The sequence below is a fragment of the Desulfovibrio simplex genome, from assembly GCF_055387835.1.
In genome coordinates this window covers 1540954-1555000 of the sequence record NZ_AP042377.1, presented here as the reverse complement: position 1 = coordinate 1555000, position 14047 = coordinate 1540954, and the positions used below count along the sequence as shown (strand labels likewise).

Sequence of the window (14047 nt, the reverse complement as noted above, 5' to 3'; positions counted from 1 at the left end):
ATTACCCGGTGCAAGCAGGTAGGCGTGAGGTGCAGGCAAATCCGCACTTCTTTACGCCGAGACGCGAGTCCGTGACCGTAAGGTCTGAAGCCGTTGAGCCTCTACTGCCTAGAAAAGCTTCTAAGTATAGAACATGCAAACCGTACCGAAAACCAACTCAGGTGGGTGGGATGAATAATCCAAGGCGCTCGAGAGAACTCTGGCCAAGGAACTCGGCAAAATAACCCCGTACCTTCGGAAGAAGGGGTGCTCCTTCGGGTGAAATTGATTCACTTAATGAGCCTGAGGGAGCCGCAGTGAAATGGTGGTGGCGACTGTTTACTAAAAACATAGGTCTGTGCGAAGTCCTAAAGACGACGTATACGGACTGACGCCTGCCCGGTGCCGGAAGGTTAAAAGGAGAGGTCAGCGCAAGCGAAGCTTTGAATTGAAGCCCCGGTAAACGGCGGCCGTAACTATAACGGTCCTAAGGTAGCGAAATTCCTTGTCGGGTAAGTTCCGACCTGCACGAATGGCGTAACGATCTCCACACTGTCTCGGCCAGAGACTCGGTGAAATTGAAGTCGCGGTGAAAATGCCGTGTACCCGCAGAAAGACGGAAAGACCCTGTGCACCTTTACTATAGCTTGACATTGGGATTTGGAACTGCATGTGTAGGATAGGTGGGAGACTGTGAACTCTGTACGCTAGTATGGAGGGAGTCATTGTTGAAATACCACCCTTGTTTTTTCAGGTCCCTAACCCTCTACCGTTATCCGGTGAGGGAACAGTGTCTGGTGGGTAGTTTGACTGGGGCGGTCGCCTCCTAAAGTGTAACGGAGGCATGCAAAGGTTCCCTCAGGCTGATTGGAAACCAGCCGTCGAGTGCAAACGCATAAGGGAGCTTGACTGCAAGAGAGACATCTCGAGCAGGTACGAAAGTAGGTGTTAGTGATCCGGTGGTCCCGAATGGAAGGGCCATCGCTCATTGGATAAAAGGTACGCCGGGGATAACAGGCTGATCGCATCCAAGAGTTCACATCGACGATGCGGTTTGGCACCTCGATGTCGGCTCATCACATCCTGGGGCTGAAGCAGGTCCCAAGGGTACGGCTGTTCGCCGTTTAAAGTGGTACGCGAGCTGGGTTTAAAACGTCGTGAGACAGTTTGGTCCCTATCTTCTGTGGGCGCTGGAGAATTGAAAGGGCCTGTCCCTAGTACGAGAGGACCGGGATGGACGCACCCCTGGTGGACCTGTTGTCGTGCCAACGGCACAGCAGGGTAGCTATGTGCGGAAGGGATAACCGCTGAAAGCATCTAAGCGGGAAGCCTGCCTTAAGATAAGTTCTCCCTGGAGCAATCCCTGAAGGGCCGAGGTAGACTACCTCGTTGATAGGCTGGAGGTGGAAGCGTCGCGAGATGCGGAGCTGACCAGTACTAATAGCCCGTGCGGCTTGTTTATGAAAAAAACTCCTTCCTTCCCTGTCAATTATATATTTGACAACTTTGTTGGTAGCCATGGAGGAGAGGGTACACCCAATCCCATTCCGAACTTGGAAGTTAAGCTCTCCATCGTCGATGATACTGCATAACGTCATGTGGGAAAGTAGACCGCTGCCAACATCTTTTAAAGCTCCCCGCTGCATCTCGCGCGGGGAGCTTTGTTATTTTACGCCTAAGGTATTTCTTCGCTCTGCTGTCCTTATCCGTAAAGCGCTTGCAGCGCTAACGGCTAAGGCATTTCCGCACGACAGGCGTAAGTCGCCATGGCTCCTACGCCTGCGGCTCCACTGTCCTTATCCGTACGGCTCGTGCCTCGCCTACGGCTAAGGCAACGTCATGTGGGAAAGTAGACCGCTGCCAACATCTTTTAAAAAGCCCTTCGCTGCTAAAGCGCGAAGGGCTTTTTACTTTTCTGCGACAAGGCGTTCTTCCCCCCTTCGTTCTCCTTTCTTCCCTCCGCTGTGATTACTGGCCATGCCCAGCCTTATTCCATGCTATTTCCAATGTCCCTTATTTGGGCCGCCTGCGCGGCGGGCGGCAGAGGGGGCCTGTTAGGGGCTGCGCCCCTCCGAGGCCCCCTCTGCACTCCCCCCGGACAACCCCCTGGAGCTTTCCATATCCCGTCACCCGGCGAGGGCTGCGCGGCACCTGCTGCGGGAGCTTCCTCGCTGCGCTCGGCGATCTCCCTCCGCGCCGCGCAATGCCAGCAACCGATTGGTTGACGGGCTCACGTTTAAACGGCGTGCAGCCGTATCTATGACAACATCTTTTAAAAAGCCCTTCGCTGCTAAAGCGCGAAGGGCTTTTTGTCGTTCTGTGGCAAAGTGTTCCTTCTCTCCGGACTGATGTCCTTGGCTGTGTTGGTTGCAGTTTGCCCCCTGAGGCTGGATTGCCCGCAGCCATCTTTCTGTTTTTCTTGAACCTAGAGCATTTTGCTAATGAGAATATCCACAACTTTCAAACCATCCCTTCGCATCTGAGGGGGTGATTGTGGTAAAAGCATCTTTGATTGCGAAAAAAAGGGTATCACTATCTGTTGCCTGACGTTCTCGTAATTTTGTCTTTATTTTGCTCCACATCTTTTCAATGGGGTTCAAATCCGGGCTATATGCGGGTAAATATTTTATTGTAATATTGCGAGAAGAAAACTTGCTCATATCAAAGCTGTTCTTATGAGCAGAAAGATTATCCATTATTACAATATCGTTGGCATTTAACTCTGGAAGTAATACTTCCTCCATATAGGATGCAAATATTTTTTTATCCACCGCACCATCAAAAACAAGACATTCTGTATTCCCTGAAAGCCTGACTGACGAAAGCATTGTTACCGTTTGCCATGAGCCTGATGCGCTGCCATGACACCGATCACCTCGCAAAGAGCGTCCACGTAGCGGGCACATGTTGGTCTTTGCAGCAGATTCATCAAGAAACACAAGAGACTCTTTTTCGCAAAACTTACTCCACTGTTGCCATTCTTCACGCGCAGCTTTGATATCTTCCCGGTCTTGCTCCGAGGCCCGGAGAGTTTTTTTTGTAAGTTATCCCAAGCTTGAGCAGTGTTCTGTGAATGACAGAAACATTGCACGTTTTATTGAACCTGATTCTTATCTTTTCCAGTGTAATCGATGGTTCTTCACGAATCAGGTTGACGAGTTCCAGTTCTTCGTCCGTGCTGAAGACACGGGGACGGCAACCTCGCGGTTTCGGGTCTTGGGGTTCCCCATGAGCGTCCCGTTTCAACCAGTTTTGAATGGTCTTATAATGCACACAATAGGCATTGGCCAACTCTTGCTGGGTAAATAGACCTGTTTTGTATGCCTCAACAGCTCGTTGTCTTATGTCGTTATTTGATATTGGCATGCACGGAGTATAAAAATATTATAGATAATTTCAATAACAAAATGCTCTAAATTGAATAAGGCGCTGGCGCGGGCCTTGCGAGCGACACACCACAAAAATGTCGCGCTGCAAGAGGCGTGACAGCGCCGGAGTTACTTCTTCTTCTTCTTCTTCTTCTTCTTCTTCTTCTTCTGCTGCTGCTGTTGGCGCTGCTGCCCTGCTTTACTCCCGCGGCTCTGCTCCTGATGCTGTTTCGTTTCATTGCACATTGTTTCGACTGTCTGACTCACTCGATTTTCAGCTATTTTCGCTCAAGGCAGCCTTATTCCATTCTATTTTCATGTCTTTCATTTGGGCCGCCTGCGCGGCGGGCGGCAGAGGGGGGCCTGTTAGGGGCTGCGCCCCTCCGAGGCCCCCTCTGCACTCCCCCCGGACAACCCCCTGAAGCTTTCCATATTCCGTCACCCGGCGAGGGCTGCGCGGCACCTGCTGCGGGAGCTTCCTCGCTACGCTCGGCGATCTCCCTCCGCGCCGCGCAATGCCAGCAACCGATTGGTTGACGGGCTCACGTTTAAACGGCGTGCAGCCGTATCTATGACAACATCTTTTAAAAAGCCCTTCGCTGCTAAAGCGCGAAGGGCTTTTTGTCGTTCTGTAGCAAGGTTTTCCTTCTCTCTCCGGACTGATGCCCTTGGCTGTTGGCTGCAGGTTGTCCCCTGAGGCTGAATTGCCCGCAGCCATCTTTCTGTTTTTCTTGAACCTAAATTGAATAAGGCGCTGGCGCGGGCCTTGCGAACGACACACCACAAGCATGTCGCGCTGCAAGCGGCGTGACAGCGCCGAAGTTACTTCTTCTTCTGCTCCTGCTGCTGTTGGCGCTGCTGCCCTGCTTTACTCCCGAGGCTCTGCTCCTGCTGCTGTTTCGCTTCATTGCACATTGTTTCGGCTGTCTGACTCACTCGATTTTCAGCTATTTTCGCTCAAGGCAGCCTTATTCCATGCTATTTCCAATCTCCTCCATTGGGCCGCCTGCGCGGCGGGCGGCAGAGGGGGCCTGTTAGGGGCTGCGCCCCTCCGAGGCCCCCTCTGCACTCCCCCCGGACAACCCCCTGAAGCTTTCCATATTCCGTCACCCGGCGAGGGCTGCGCGGCACCTGCTGCGGGAGCTTCCTCGCTGCGCTCGGCGATCTCCCTCCGCGCCGCGCAATGCCAGCAACCGATTGGTTGACGGGCTCACGTTTAAACGGCGTGCAGCCGTATCTTGAAATAATCTACATCATCCCGGCTGGACTCGTGGAAGATATAGTCGCGATCAATGGCCGGGGTGTAGGGCGAAGGTGTGGCATAGCCCCTGACTGTGGTGCCGGAGGATTTGCCGCTGAAAACCTGACCGGCATCAAGGTCGGTGGGCTGAAGGCTGGTGAGTCGTTGATTAAGGTTTGCTCATAATGCTTGCTCCTTCAATGCAAAAAGAGCCCGGCTTCCATCAGGAAAGCCGGGCTCTTCAAAATATGTTCTTTGGGGTTACATTATTTTTTTATAATTACAGAAGGAATTATCCAAAATGGTGACCTTGTCCGGCAAGGCCATGGCTTTGGGTAGGTTCTCAAGCCTGCGGGCAAAATGGCGCACTGTGTCCTGTGGAGGAACGCTATGCCCTCCGCGTGATGCACGGGCAGCAATACGCTTCAGTGCCAGCGCTGCCGACGCAAGGCGCATGTATACAAGCTCAACTTCATAACCCCGCTGCTTTGCCTCTTCCATCTGAGTGAAGTCAAACTTGGCAGTAAGGGTAGACTCGCGCGCAAATGAAACCCCCTCCTGCAGAAAGAGGCGAGCCATACGGGCCGCAGCCTTACCAGCGCCTATCGGAGACAAGCCTTCAGCAGCAAGCTTATCAGGGTCAATAACCAGCAGGTTTTCCCGCATGGCAATTGTCCTTGAGAATGTACTCTTGCCTGCTCCTTTGGGGCCACAGATGCACAAAAGCTTGGGCATCAGTTGGCCTGTTGGACTTCGGTGAGTGACATTGTTTCAGTATGGCCATCTGGGTAGCGCAGGGTATACTGCCCGTTTTCATCCAGGTAGTTCAGCGGGATTCCTTTTTTCAGCTCAAGCCCAAGGATTACACGCTGATTTTCTATGGCAGTTTCGACCAGTTCTTCAAGAGTAAGCGACATAATGCCTCCGTTCTCACGGATTACGGGTAAGCCTGCTGTCGGTCAACGGTCTGTGCCTGTAACAAACATTTGAAGGGAATTGAAAATCAGGCTGCTGACCTGCCATGATTTTTCGTTCGCTGGAAAGGCTAAAATGGGAGCCACGAAAACAGCTGTGAGCCTCAATGCCGCCGTAATTTTCGCCAAGACGGATGAATGGGAAACCTTGGTCGGGCAAGCTGTTCAGTAACGTTCAACAAAGACCATCTCCTCAAAATCAGCATACCACCTCACTCCGCTCCAGCAAAAGGCCACTGCGCTAGAATCCACATCCGCGTGGGCAGGCTCGCCGCCGACCAAATTCTTTATAGCGTTGCTGGCGAAATCTTCGGAGGCGTTACTGACATGCGCTTCTATGGCTACTGTTAGTTTTGCCGCACCTTTTTTCGCCAGGCACAAGGGTACGTCAGAATAATATCCTATGATAACCTCTCGAAGTTCAGTTTATGGGTGAAACGCTCAGCTTCTCAAAAGGCTCACCAGTACGCTCACAGCGGGCCAGCAGAGCGTCCACGTCAATGTCGTCCAGATGCTCAAAGCAGAATACCTCAGGCAGTTCTTCCCGTAGCGCGTTTTTATCCAACTCAGTGATATTTTCGGATTGATGTGTGGTCATGAGGTGCCTCCAGAGGTAGAAAAAAACTGTTCAGCAATGCACTAGACAGGAATTACTATGGTGCAAAAGTAATTCCTGGCGTCTCAAGGGAATAATGTATTCCTAAAAATATTGAAAAGAATCGTTAATAAATTTTTATAAAGTAAATTGTTACAGAATCATAAAAATTATTTCCGTAGTATTCGTTATATTGAATGAGTTGGTAAATACCATCATCCGTCTACATAGCGAACACCTCTTTCATGTAGTCCAGAAAGTACAGCCTTTCTGGCAGCACGGCAAAATATTCAAGTGTTAAAAGTATGCTTCTAGCTGTTATATCAGCCGAAGTCTCGAAAAAATATTAGTTATGTTGAAGGACTTTAAAAATAGTTAGAGAAGATGATGTATTAATGTTCTTAATGCTCTTATGTCTAATAAATCTAACGTGTTAATGTTTAATATGTCGTGAATTATAGATGCTGTAACTTTAGGTGTTGGATGGGATTTTTGAGTCAAGTTATAGATTGTTTAATGTAAGTGGGGGGGCATTTTTTAGGCAAGCTAAAAAATATTCTATATTAAAGCAGTATATATATCAAAATAATATGTGTTTAACTGTGTTTAATCACACATAAAGCACATGTGTCTACTTATAATTGTGCTAATATGTCATACTAAAATAATAAGATTTATTTGTAACGTATAAGCTAATTTAATATGGATAGAAATAGAAAAATATAAAATAAATTACGCATATTTTAGTTATATGAAAATAAAGCAGTACATATATTGTTGATATTTCGTGCCAAGTTACACAATAATATTATCAAATAAAGATTTTAGATGTGTTGATAGATACTTTTTAAGTATGATTAATGGTTTATATCTTTAGTAACTATAAATGCTCGTACTGTATTGCAGTGCCCTTGCATGTCAAAAATTTTTGTTGGTGCTACTTTAGGATGACCACGATTTTAATGTCATCCCAAAATTCCACTGTATGTGAAAAGATTAAGGAAATTATTTGTGGCAAAGGGTTTTTGTAACGAAAACGCACTGAAATATCTGGAAGTTTGGGGGAAACCCATATCGGAAGCATGCCCGTGCGGCCGCGATTGCTCCTTTTCGCCGGAATTTGAAGCAATGCAGGCGGAAATAGAGAAGGACACAGCCCTGCATGCCACTGAGGCGACCGATTGGGCCATTGTTTCCCGCTCAGCAACGGATTTCCTGATCGAACAGAGCAAGGATGTATGGATTCTTGTTTACGCAGTGTATGCTGAATACAAAATTAATGGAGTAGCGGCCTGCGCGGCTTCGGTTTCCGCACTCACGATCCTGCTGGACACCTGGTGGGATTCTGCATACCCGCTGCCGTCCCGCATACCGCGTCGGCTGGCTCCATTGGCATGGCTGTGCGCTCGCATGGAGCACTGCGCCAAGACGACCTGCTTTATGGACAGTTCTTCGGAGGCCGTTCGGGCATTGCAGACAGAATTGGGCAAACTCCAGGCTCTGCTGACGGAAAAAGTCGCTGACCTCGCTCCGTCATTTACTGGCATATTCAATAAAATTCCCTCAGAAGATCCACTTTCTTCTGCGTCTGAAACTACGCAGCATCTGGCGGAGCCTGCCACGCCACATTCCTCGGCCCATGCCCGCGCCTCCAATATGTCCATTGCGACCAGCCTTGCAGTAATGGACAAGGATGGGCGAATTCCTCCCGGTGTTTTTCCCAACGTGGTGCGCAATATTATTGATTCCACGCGCCAGCTTGCGGAACATTTTCTCTGTCTGAACCCTGCGGATGAGCGTGCCATTGTGCTGTTTGCTGCCGGTAACTGGGGCACGCTTTCCCAGTTGCCCCTGGCTGATGGCGAAGGAAAAACGCAGCTGACCTGCGGCGTGCCGCCAGACAGAGTTCAGGAATACGTGGCCGCTGTTGAAGGCAAAAAATACGCCGAAATTCTTCCCCATCTGGCGCGTGCTGCGGGCAAGGCCCCGTTCTGGTTTGACGGATGGGCCTTGCTGTGGCGCTGCCTGGAAGGGCTTGATGCATTGAGAGCGGCCGCCTGCCTGAGTGAAGCACTGGCGACGCTGCTGCACCGCTTCCCAGAACTGCTGGCTTACAAATTTAAAGACCATTCTCCTTTCGCTTCCGCAAAAACACTGCCCTGGCTGGAGGGGTTGAGTGCCCCGGTATCTGGCAGATCCGTTGCGTCCACAGCGTCCGACGGATTGCTCATGCGCAATGAGCCGGACGAAGAAACACGACTGCATGAGGCTCTGGCCTGCGGCATGGAGGAGGGTTTTCAGGCCGGATTGCGGCGTATTGGAACGGTTTCTCCAGGCCGCAGCCGTGCATTTGTGCGGCATGGCATTCTGCAGGCCCGTTATTGCCTGGCGTCCGGGAAAAAATATGCAGCAGCGCAGGTTCTTATGGCGCTGTACTCGGATCTTGAAACTTGGGGTTTGCTGGATTGGGAGCCAGACCTGACGGCCAGCATTCTCACGCTACTGCTTTCCAGCCAGGGCCGGCAGCAGGGAAAGGCCGATGAGGGCATGCTGCGGCGATTATGCCTGCTGGATTTGAACAGTGCGCTCAATGTCATCAAGGAAAAATAACAATAAGCCAATCCAGGAGGATTATAATGGCTAAAAAAGACGCGTCTGTTGCCCCTAAAGAACGTATCAACGTGACGTTTAAGCCGGCGACTGGGGGAGCGGAAGAAGAAATTGAACTCCCTATGAAGGTTATGGTGCTTGGAGATTTTTTGCAGCGTCACGACACGCGGACTCTTCAGGACAGAAAACCTGTTTCCATCAATAAAAATAACTTCGCTGAAGTTATGGAAAAGCAGAACTTACGTCTTGATATGTCGGTGCCTAACGTTTTGCAGGATGACGAGACAGAATCTGAAATCCAGGTGGGGCTGAATATAGCATCCATGCGTGATTTTGAGCCCGGAAATATTCTGGAGCAGGTACCCGAAACCAACAAGCTGATGCGCATACGCGAGGCTCTGATGTCCTTGCGTGGGCCTATGGGCAACATGCCGGCTTTCCGCAAGGCTCTGGAAGATGTGCTCAAGGATCCCAAGCGGCGTGAAGATATCCAGAAAGAATTGCTGCAGGCGGGCATAGAGCTTCCATTGCCCAAAGCTTCCGGGAAGGGGCAGAGCAAAGCCAAGAAAGAGACCGCCGGGGAGTAAAATTTTGACAGCGAGGACCAAGTGCCCATCGCTCCAAGGAGAGTAGCCGCTATGAGTCAAGCATTGCATGAAGTGAAATACGATGCATTGTCCGACAGCTCCCTGTTGGCGCAAATCATACAGGAAACCAATATTTCCCCTCAGAATGAGGGGTATGAAGAAGCCCGCCTCGGCATTGGCGCTATCGTTTCCATGCTGACCCCCGAGGTTATGGGTGAAAAGATCAATAAGGCGGTAATCAACCACATGGTGGCGGATATTGACCGCCGTCTTGGAAATTTCGCCAACAAGATTCTGCACAATACTGCGTTCCAGGAAATGGAATCCGCGTGGCGCGGCCTTAAAATGCTGACAGATCGCACGGATTTTCGCGAGAACGTTATTGTCGAATTCATCAACGTCACCAAGGACGAACTGCTGGACGACTTCCTGGACTCGCCGGAAATCGTGCAGTCGGCCATGTACAAGCAAGTGTACACGGCTGAATATGGGCAGTTTGGCGGCAAGCCTGTGGGAACGATGATCGGCAACTTTTACTTTGGCCCTTCAGCACTGGACATGCGCCTGCTGGACAGCATCGCCAAGGTGGCGACTATGGCCCATGCGCCATTCATCAGCGCAGCCTCTCCCGAATTTTTCGGCTTGAAGGGCAGTTTTGAACGTCTGCCCGCGCTGAAAGATTTGCAGGACATCTTCAGCGGCACCCGTTACACGAAATGGCAGGCCTTCCGGGAGTCGGAAAACTCGCGCTACGTCGGCCTGGCCTTGCCGCGTTTTCTGCTGCGTCAGCCTTACGATCCTGAAGAAAACCCCGTTCGTTCCTTTGTTTACAAAGAAAATGTTGACGACAGCCACGCCAATTTCCTGTGGGGCAATGCGGCTTTCGCCTTTGCCACGCGCATTACCGAAAGCTTCGCCAAGTACCGCTGGGCGGCCAATATCATTGGTCCGCGCTCTGGCGGCGCGGTGGAAGACCTGCCCGTGCATCTTTATGAAAGCCTCGGCGACATAGAGATGAAAATTCCTACTGAAGTGCTCATTTCCGACCGGCGAGAGTATGAACTGGCGGAGCAGGGCTTCATTGCGCTGACCATGCGCAAGGGATCGGACAACGCAGCCTTCTTCTCTGCAAACTCCTGCCAGAAGCCGAAGTACTTCGGCATTTCTGAAGCTGGTAAGGCGGCTGAGCTCAACTACAAGCTGGGCGCGCAGCTGCCGTACCTCTTTATCGTTTCCCGTCTGGCCCACTACATCAAGGTGCTGCAACGCGAGCACATCGGCTCGTGGAAGGAGCGCGTGGACCTCGAGCGGGAACTCAACACCTGGATTCGCCAGTTTGTGGCAGACCAGGAAAATCCCAGTTCCGACATTCGCAGCCGCCGTCCCCTGCGCGAAGCACTCATTGAAGTCAACGATGTTGAAGGGGATCCGGGCTGGTACCGCGTCAGTATGAATATCCGCCCCCACTTCAAGTATATGGGTGCCTATTTCACGCTGTCGCTCGTTGGCAAGCTGGAAAAGGAATAGCTATGGCGGGGAGCCTGTTTGAACGTTTGACGCGCGGCGCAGCCAGCGAAGAAGCGACGGATGACGAATCCATCCGCGCGCACTTGCTGCGCATGTTCGTGGCACGCCAGGGGTCCGTGCAAACTCTGCCGGACTACGGGCTCCCCGACCTTAATGATTTGACGCTGTCGCGCGCTGAGCTGATCAAGGAAACCTGCGCGGGCATCAGGGATTGCATCGTGCGGTATGAGCCACGGCTCACTGATGTGAATGTCGTCCACATACCTCTGCCGGATTCCATATTTACAGTGGGATTTCGCATCCGGGCACAGAAGTATGACGAAAGCGGCAATCTTCAGCCCTGGCAGTGGGACGTCTCTCTGGCTGGTGACAAGCTTAAGGATCGGGCATGAGTTTCAACCGCTATTATCAGGAAGAGCTGCTTGCTTTGCGGGAACTTGGCAGAGAGTTCACAGACCGTAATCCCGCTCTTGCGCCCTTTCTTGGCACTCCTGGCCGGGATCCTGACGTTGAGCGTATTCTGGAAGGATTTGCATTCCTTTCCGGCAGGTTGCGCCAGAAGCTGGACGATGAGCTGCCGGAGATAACCCATTCTTTGTTCAACCTGCTCTGGCCGAACTACCTGAGGCCCATTCCTGCGTGCAGCGTCGTGCAGTACCGGCCTGATGAAAACCTCTCCGGCGCAGCGACAATGCCGCGCGGCACGGCAGTGGAATCCAAGGAGGTGGATGGCACCCGCTGTCGGTTCAGGACCGTTTACGAGACGGAAATCCATCCATTGCGCATCAGGGACATGCGGATTCTGGAGCGCAATGGAGAAGCCGCCATTGCGCTGACCTTTGAGACGCTTGGCGTGCCTCTGGCGAACGTCGCGCTCTCGCGCTTGCGCTTTTTTCTGACTGGAGAAACAGCCATTGCGCACACACTGTACTTCACCCTCACAGACAGGCTGAAGGAAGCGCGGATTGTTCTGCGCGATCAACGTATGGAAGAGCATGTAACTGCAATACTGCCCGCGGAAAACCTGCGGCCTGTGGGTTTTCGGGAAGAAGAGCGGCTGTATCCCTATCCTGCCAACACGTTTCCTGGCTACCGTATTTTGCAGGAATACTTTTGTTTTCCTGACAAATTTCTCTTTGTGGAGCTTTCAGGCATAGAGCAAGGTCTTTATTCTGGGGCTATTCAGCAATACCAGGTAGCCACGTCATTTGAAATCCATTTTGTCCTTAAAGAGCTGCCAGAAATCTATGAATCCTTTCGCCTGGACAACTGGCAACTTTACTGCACCCCGGTGGTGAACCTTTTTCCAATGGACGCTTCACCCCTGATTCTGGATCAGCGAAAGACAGAATACCGGATAGTTCCCGACCCCCGCCTGCCGTACCATTACGCTGTCTACAGCGTGGATTCCGTGGGTACATGGGGGCAGGACGGCAGAGACAGTCGGCGCTACCTCCCCTTTGAATCCTTTGAGCATGAGACAGGGCAAGGGGGCAGCACCGCATATTACCGCTTGCGCATCCGCCCGTCGCACAAGGACGAGGGGACGGAAACATATATTTCCTTTGTTCAGCATACGGACGAATCTGTGGTGCCGCAAAGAGAAACCATTTCTATGGAGCTTACCTGCACCAACCGCATGCTGCCTCGAGAACTGCGGGTGGGCGATATCTGCATTCATGCGGACAACACGTCGGGAGCAGTGAATTTCACCAATATTACGTCTGTCATCCCGTCATTCAATCCGCCGCTGGAAGGAAATATCTTGTGGCGGCTGCTGTCCAATATGTCACTGAACTATGTCTCACTGACTGATATCAGCGCGCTGCGGGCTTTGCTCTGCGCCTATGATTTTCGTGCGCCCAACGACAGGTCCAGAGCCAGAATACTCGAGAAAACCCTCCAGGGCATGGTGCGCATCCATTGTACCGAAACGGATCGCATCCATCGTGGCCTGCCTGTAAGGGGCATGCAGACCCACCTGGTTCTGGACCAGCGGGCCTTCAGCTGTGAAGGAGCCATGTATCTGTTCGGCTCGGTGTTGAATGAATTTTTCGCCCTGTACGCCACTGTGAACAGTTTTCACCAGCTCATGGTTGAAGAGGAATCCAAAGGGGAAACATATACATGGCCAGCCAGACTGGGCAGGACACTGAGCATATGAGCCCCGGAAAAGAAACGGGCCATTCTTCATTGCTGGATGATTTGCACGCAACACCCGGAGCCTTTGCCTTTCCGCAAGCCATAGATATTGCGGAACGCTGGCTGCGTTCGCAGGGTGGTCTGGCTTCCGCTGATTCTTTTCGCTTCAGCGTTAATCCGGATCTGTCCTTTCCTCCCGGCGACATAACGTCTCTGGACGTTGCCGACCGTGGCGCGGCGGAAATGCGGGTCTCTGTCATGCTCAACCTGATGGGGCTGCACGGGGCAGGTTCGCCTCTGCCCGCCTACTTCACCGAACATGTGGCGCAGCATGCCGACGATGCCGACGCCCTGCGCGATTTTTTCGATATCTTCAATCATCAGTTGGTTTCGCTGCTGCACGGCACGTGGACAAAGTACCGTTACTATGCCCAGTACAAGGTCCGTGCTGCTGACCGCCTCTCTGACCGTTTTTTCGGCTTTATCGGAGTGGGGCACAAGGCCTTGCGGGATGCAAAAAATCTGCATTGGCCAAGGCTTATGGCCTATATGGGGCTGATAGCCTTTAACGGAGAATCTGCCGGCTCCCTCGAAAGCATTTTGCGCCATTACTTCGCGCACGAAAACATAAGCATCATCCCCTGTATCAGACGCTGGGTCAGCGTTCCTCAAGAGCAGCTCACCCGGCTGGGCGAAAGCAATTGCGCTCTGGGCAATGATTTTATCCTTGGGGAATCCATTCCCGACCAGACGGGAAAGTTCCGTATTCGTGTTGCCGGACTGACATGGGCGCGATTCAAAACATTTCTGCCCACGGAAGCAAACTTTGCGGCGCTGCAAACCCTGGTCAAATTCATATTGAAATCGCGCCTGGATTTTGATGTCGAACTACGTCTTTTGCCCGGAGAAATGCCGGATTGGCGGCTGGATGAGGAAAGTGACTGCCGTCTTGGCTGGTCTTCGTGGAGCGGTGACGGCGGCGATGGCATTGTGGTGTTGGAATCCAATCATCAAGAGATATAATA

The 14047-nt window shown here is 51.8% G+C and carries 10 protein-coding genes, 2 rRNA genes and 1 pseudogene (1 of these 13 cut by a window edge); 8 read left to right on the top strand and 5 right to left on the bottom strand.

Features of this window, described 5'->3' with window-relative positions; translation table 11 throughout:
• Positions 1 to 1441: ribosomal RNA gene (locus ACZ5DH_RS06285) — 23S ribosomal RNA — on the top strand (it extends 1492 nt beyond the left edge of the window).
• 46 nt (positions 1442 to 1487) lie between these two features.
• Positions 1488 to 1602: ribosomal RNA gene (rrf, locus tag ACZ5DH_RS06280) — 5S ribosomal RNA — on the top strand.
• 815 nt (positions 1603 to 2417) lie between these two features.
• Here rrf and ACZ5DH_RS06275 read toward each other — a convergent pair.
• The 5 genes and pseudogenes from ACZ5DH_RS06275 to ACZ5DH_RS06255 form a co-directional block, all read right to left on the bottom strand.
• A pseudogene (locus ACZ5DH_RS06275) lies at positions 2418 to 3005 on the bottom strand (IS630 family transposase); the annotation flags it as partial.
• 471 nt (positions 3006 to 3476) lie between these two features.
• Complete coding sequence (locus ACZ5DH_RS06270; RefSeq protein WP_464256232.1) at positions 3477 to 3614, bottom strand: hypothetical protein; 138 nt, start codon at positions 3612 to 3614, stop codon at positions 3477 to 3479.
• A gap of 1234 nt (positions 3615 to 4848) precedes the next feature.
• Entirely contained in the window at positions 4849 to 5322 is a 474-nt protein-coding gene (locus ACZ5DH_RS06265) for a zeta toxin family protein (protein WP_464256231.1), read from the bottom strand.
• On the bottom strand, positions 5322 to 5504 hold the full coding sequence (locus tag ACZ5DH_RS06260; protein ID WP_464256230.1) for a hypothetical protein: 183 nt from the start codon (positions 5502 to 5504) through the stop codon (positions 5322 to 5324). Before ACZ5DH_RS06260 ends, ACZ5DH_RS06265 begins: the two co-directional genes overlap by 1 nt.
• A gap of 478 nt (positions 5505 to 5982) precedes the next feature.
• Positions 5983 to 6159 carry a hypothetical protein gene (locus ACZ5DH_RS06255; protein WP_464256229.1) on the bottom strand — a complete coding sequence of 59 codons (177 nt, stop codon included), beginning with the start codon at positions 6157 to 6159 and terminating at the stop codon, positions 5983 to 5985.
• Between the two features lie 984 nt (positions 6160 to 7143).
• Between ACZ5DH_RS06255 and tssA the strand changes: the two genes are divergently transcribed.
• Genes tssA through tssG form a run of 6 tightly spaced genes read left to right on the top strand, consistent with a single transcriptional unit; the run spans position 7144 to position 14045 of the window.
• Complete coding sequence (gene tssA / locus ACZ5DH_RS06250; protein WP_464256228.1) at positions 7144 to 8766, top strand: type VI secretion system protein TssA; 1623 nt, start codon at positions 7144 to 7146, stop codon at positions 8764 to 8766.
• Positions 8767 to 8792: 26 nt separating this feature from the next.
• Positions 8793 to 9353, top strand: a complete 561-nt coding sequence (gene tssB, locus ACZ5DH_RS06245) for a type VI secretion system contractile sheath small subunit (RefSeq protein WP_464256227.1) — start codon at positions 8793 to 8795, stop codon at positions 9351 to 9353.
• 51 nt (positions 9354 to 9404) lie between these two features.
• Positions 9405 to 10880, top strand: a complete 1476-nt coding sequence (gene tssC, locus ACZ5DH_RS06240) for a type VI secretion system contractile sheath large subunit (protein ID WP_464256226.1) — start codon at positions 9405 to 9407, stop codon at positions 10878 to 10880.
• A 2-nt stretch (positions 10881 to 10882) separates the two neighbouring features.
• Positions 10883 to 11272 (top strand): type VI secretion system baseplate subunit TssE, encoded by a 390-nt coding sequence (tssE, locus tag ACZ5DH_RS06235; RefSeq protein WP_464256225.1) that lies wholly within the window; start codon positions 10883 to 10885, stop codon positions 11270 to 11272.
• Positions 11269 to 13044: a type VI secretion system baseplate subunit TssF gene (tssF, locus tag ACZ5DH_RS06230; RefSeq protein ID WP_464256224.1), complete on the top strand. Its 1776-nt coding sequence runs from the start codon at positions 11269 to 11271 to the stop codon at positions 13042 to 13044. The genes tssE and tssF overlap by 4 nt, the downstream gene beginning before the upstream one ends.
• The gene (tssG, locus tag ACZ5DH_RS06225; RefSeq protein WP_464256223.1) at positions 13008 to 14045 is read left to right on the top strand and encodes a type VI secretion system baseplate subunit TssG; all 1038 of its coding nucleotides are present in this window, start codon (positions 13008 to 13010) and stop codon (positions 14043 to 14045) included. The genes tssF and tssG overlap by 37 nt, the downstream gene beginning before the upstream one ends.
• The last annotated feature ends 2 nt before the right edge of the window (positions 14046 to 14047 follow it).

What these genes read in the sequence shown, in the direction of transcription:
- ACZ5DH_RS06265 (WP_464256231.1), bottom strand. Translation starts at nt 5,322, where the DNA reads ATGCCCAAGCTTTTGTGCATCTGTGGCCCCAAAGGAGCAGGCAAGAGT.
- ACZ5DH_RS06260 (WP_464256230.1), bottom strand. Translation starts at nt 5,504, where the DNA reads ATGTCGCTTACTCTTGAAGAACTGGTCGAAACTGCCATAGAAAATCAG.
- ACZ5DH_RS06255 (WP_464256229.1), bottom strand. Translation starts at nt 6,159, where the DNA reads ATGACCACACATCAATCCGAAAATATCACTGAGTTGGATAAAAACGCG.
- tssB (WP_464256227.1), top strand. Translation starts at nt 8,793, where the DNA reads ATGGCTAAAAAAGACGCGTCTGTTGCCCCTAAAGAACGTATCAACGTG.
- tssC (WP_464256226.1), top strand. Translation starts at nt 9,405, where the DNA reads ATGAGTCAAGCATTGCATGAAGTGAAATACGATGCATTGTCCGACAGC.
- tssE (WP_464256225.1), top strand. Translation starts at nt 10,883, where the DNA reads ATGGCGGGGAGCCTGTTTGAACGTTTGACGCGCGGCGCAGCCAGCGAA.
- tssF (WP_464256224.1), top strand. Translation starts at nt 11,269, where the DNA reads ATGAGTTTCAACCGCTATTATCAGGAAGAGCTGCTTGCTTTGCGGGAA.
- tssG (WP_464256223.1), top strand. Translation starts at nt 13,008, where the DNA reads ATGGCCAGCCAGACTGGGCAGGACACTGAGCATATGAGCCCCGGAAAA.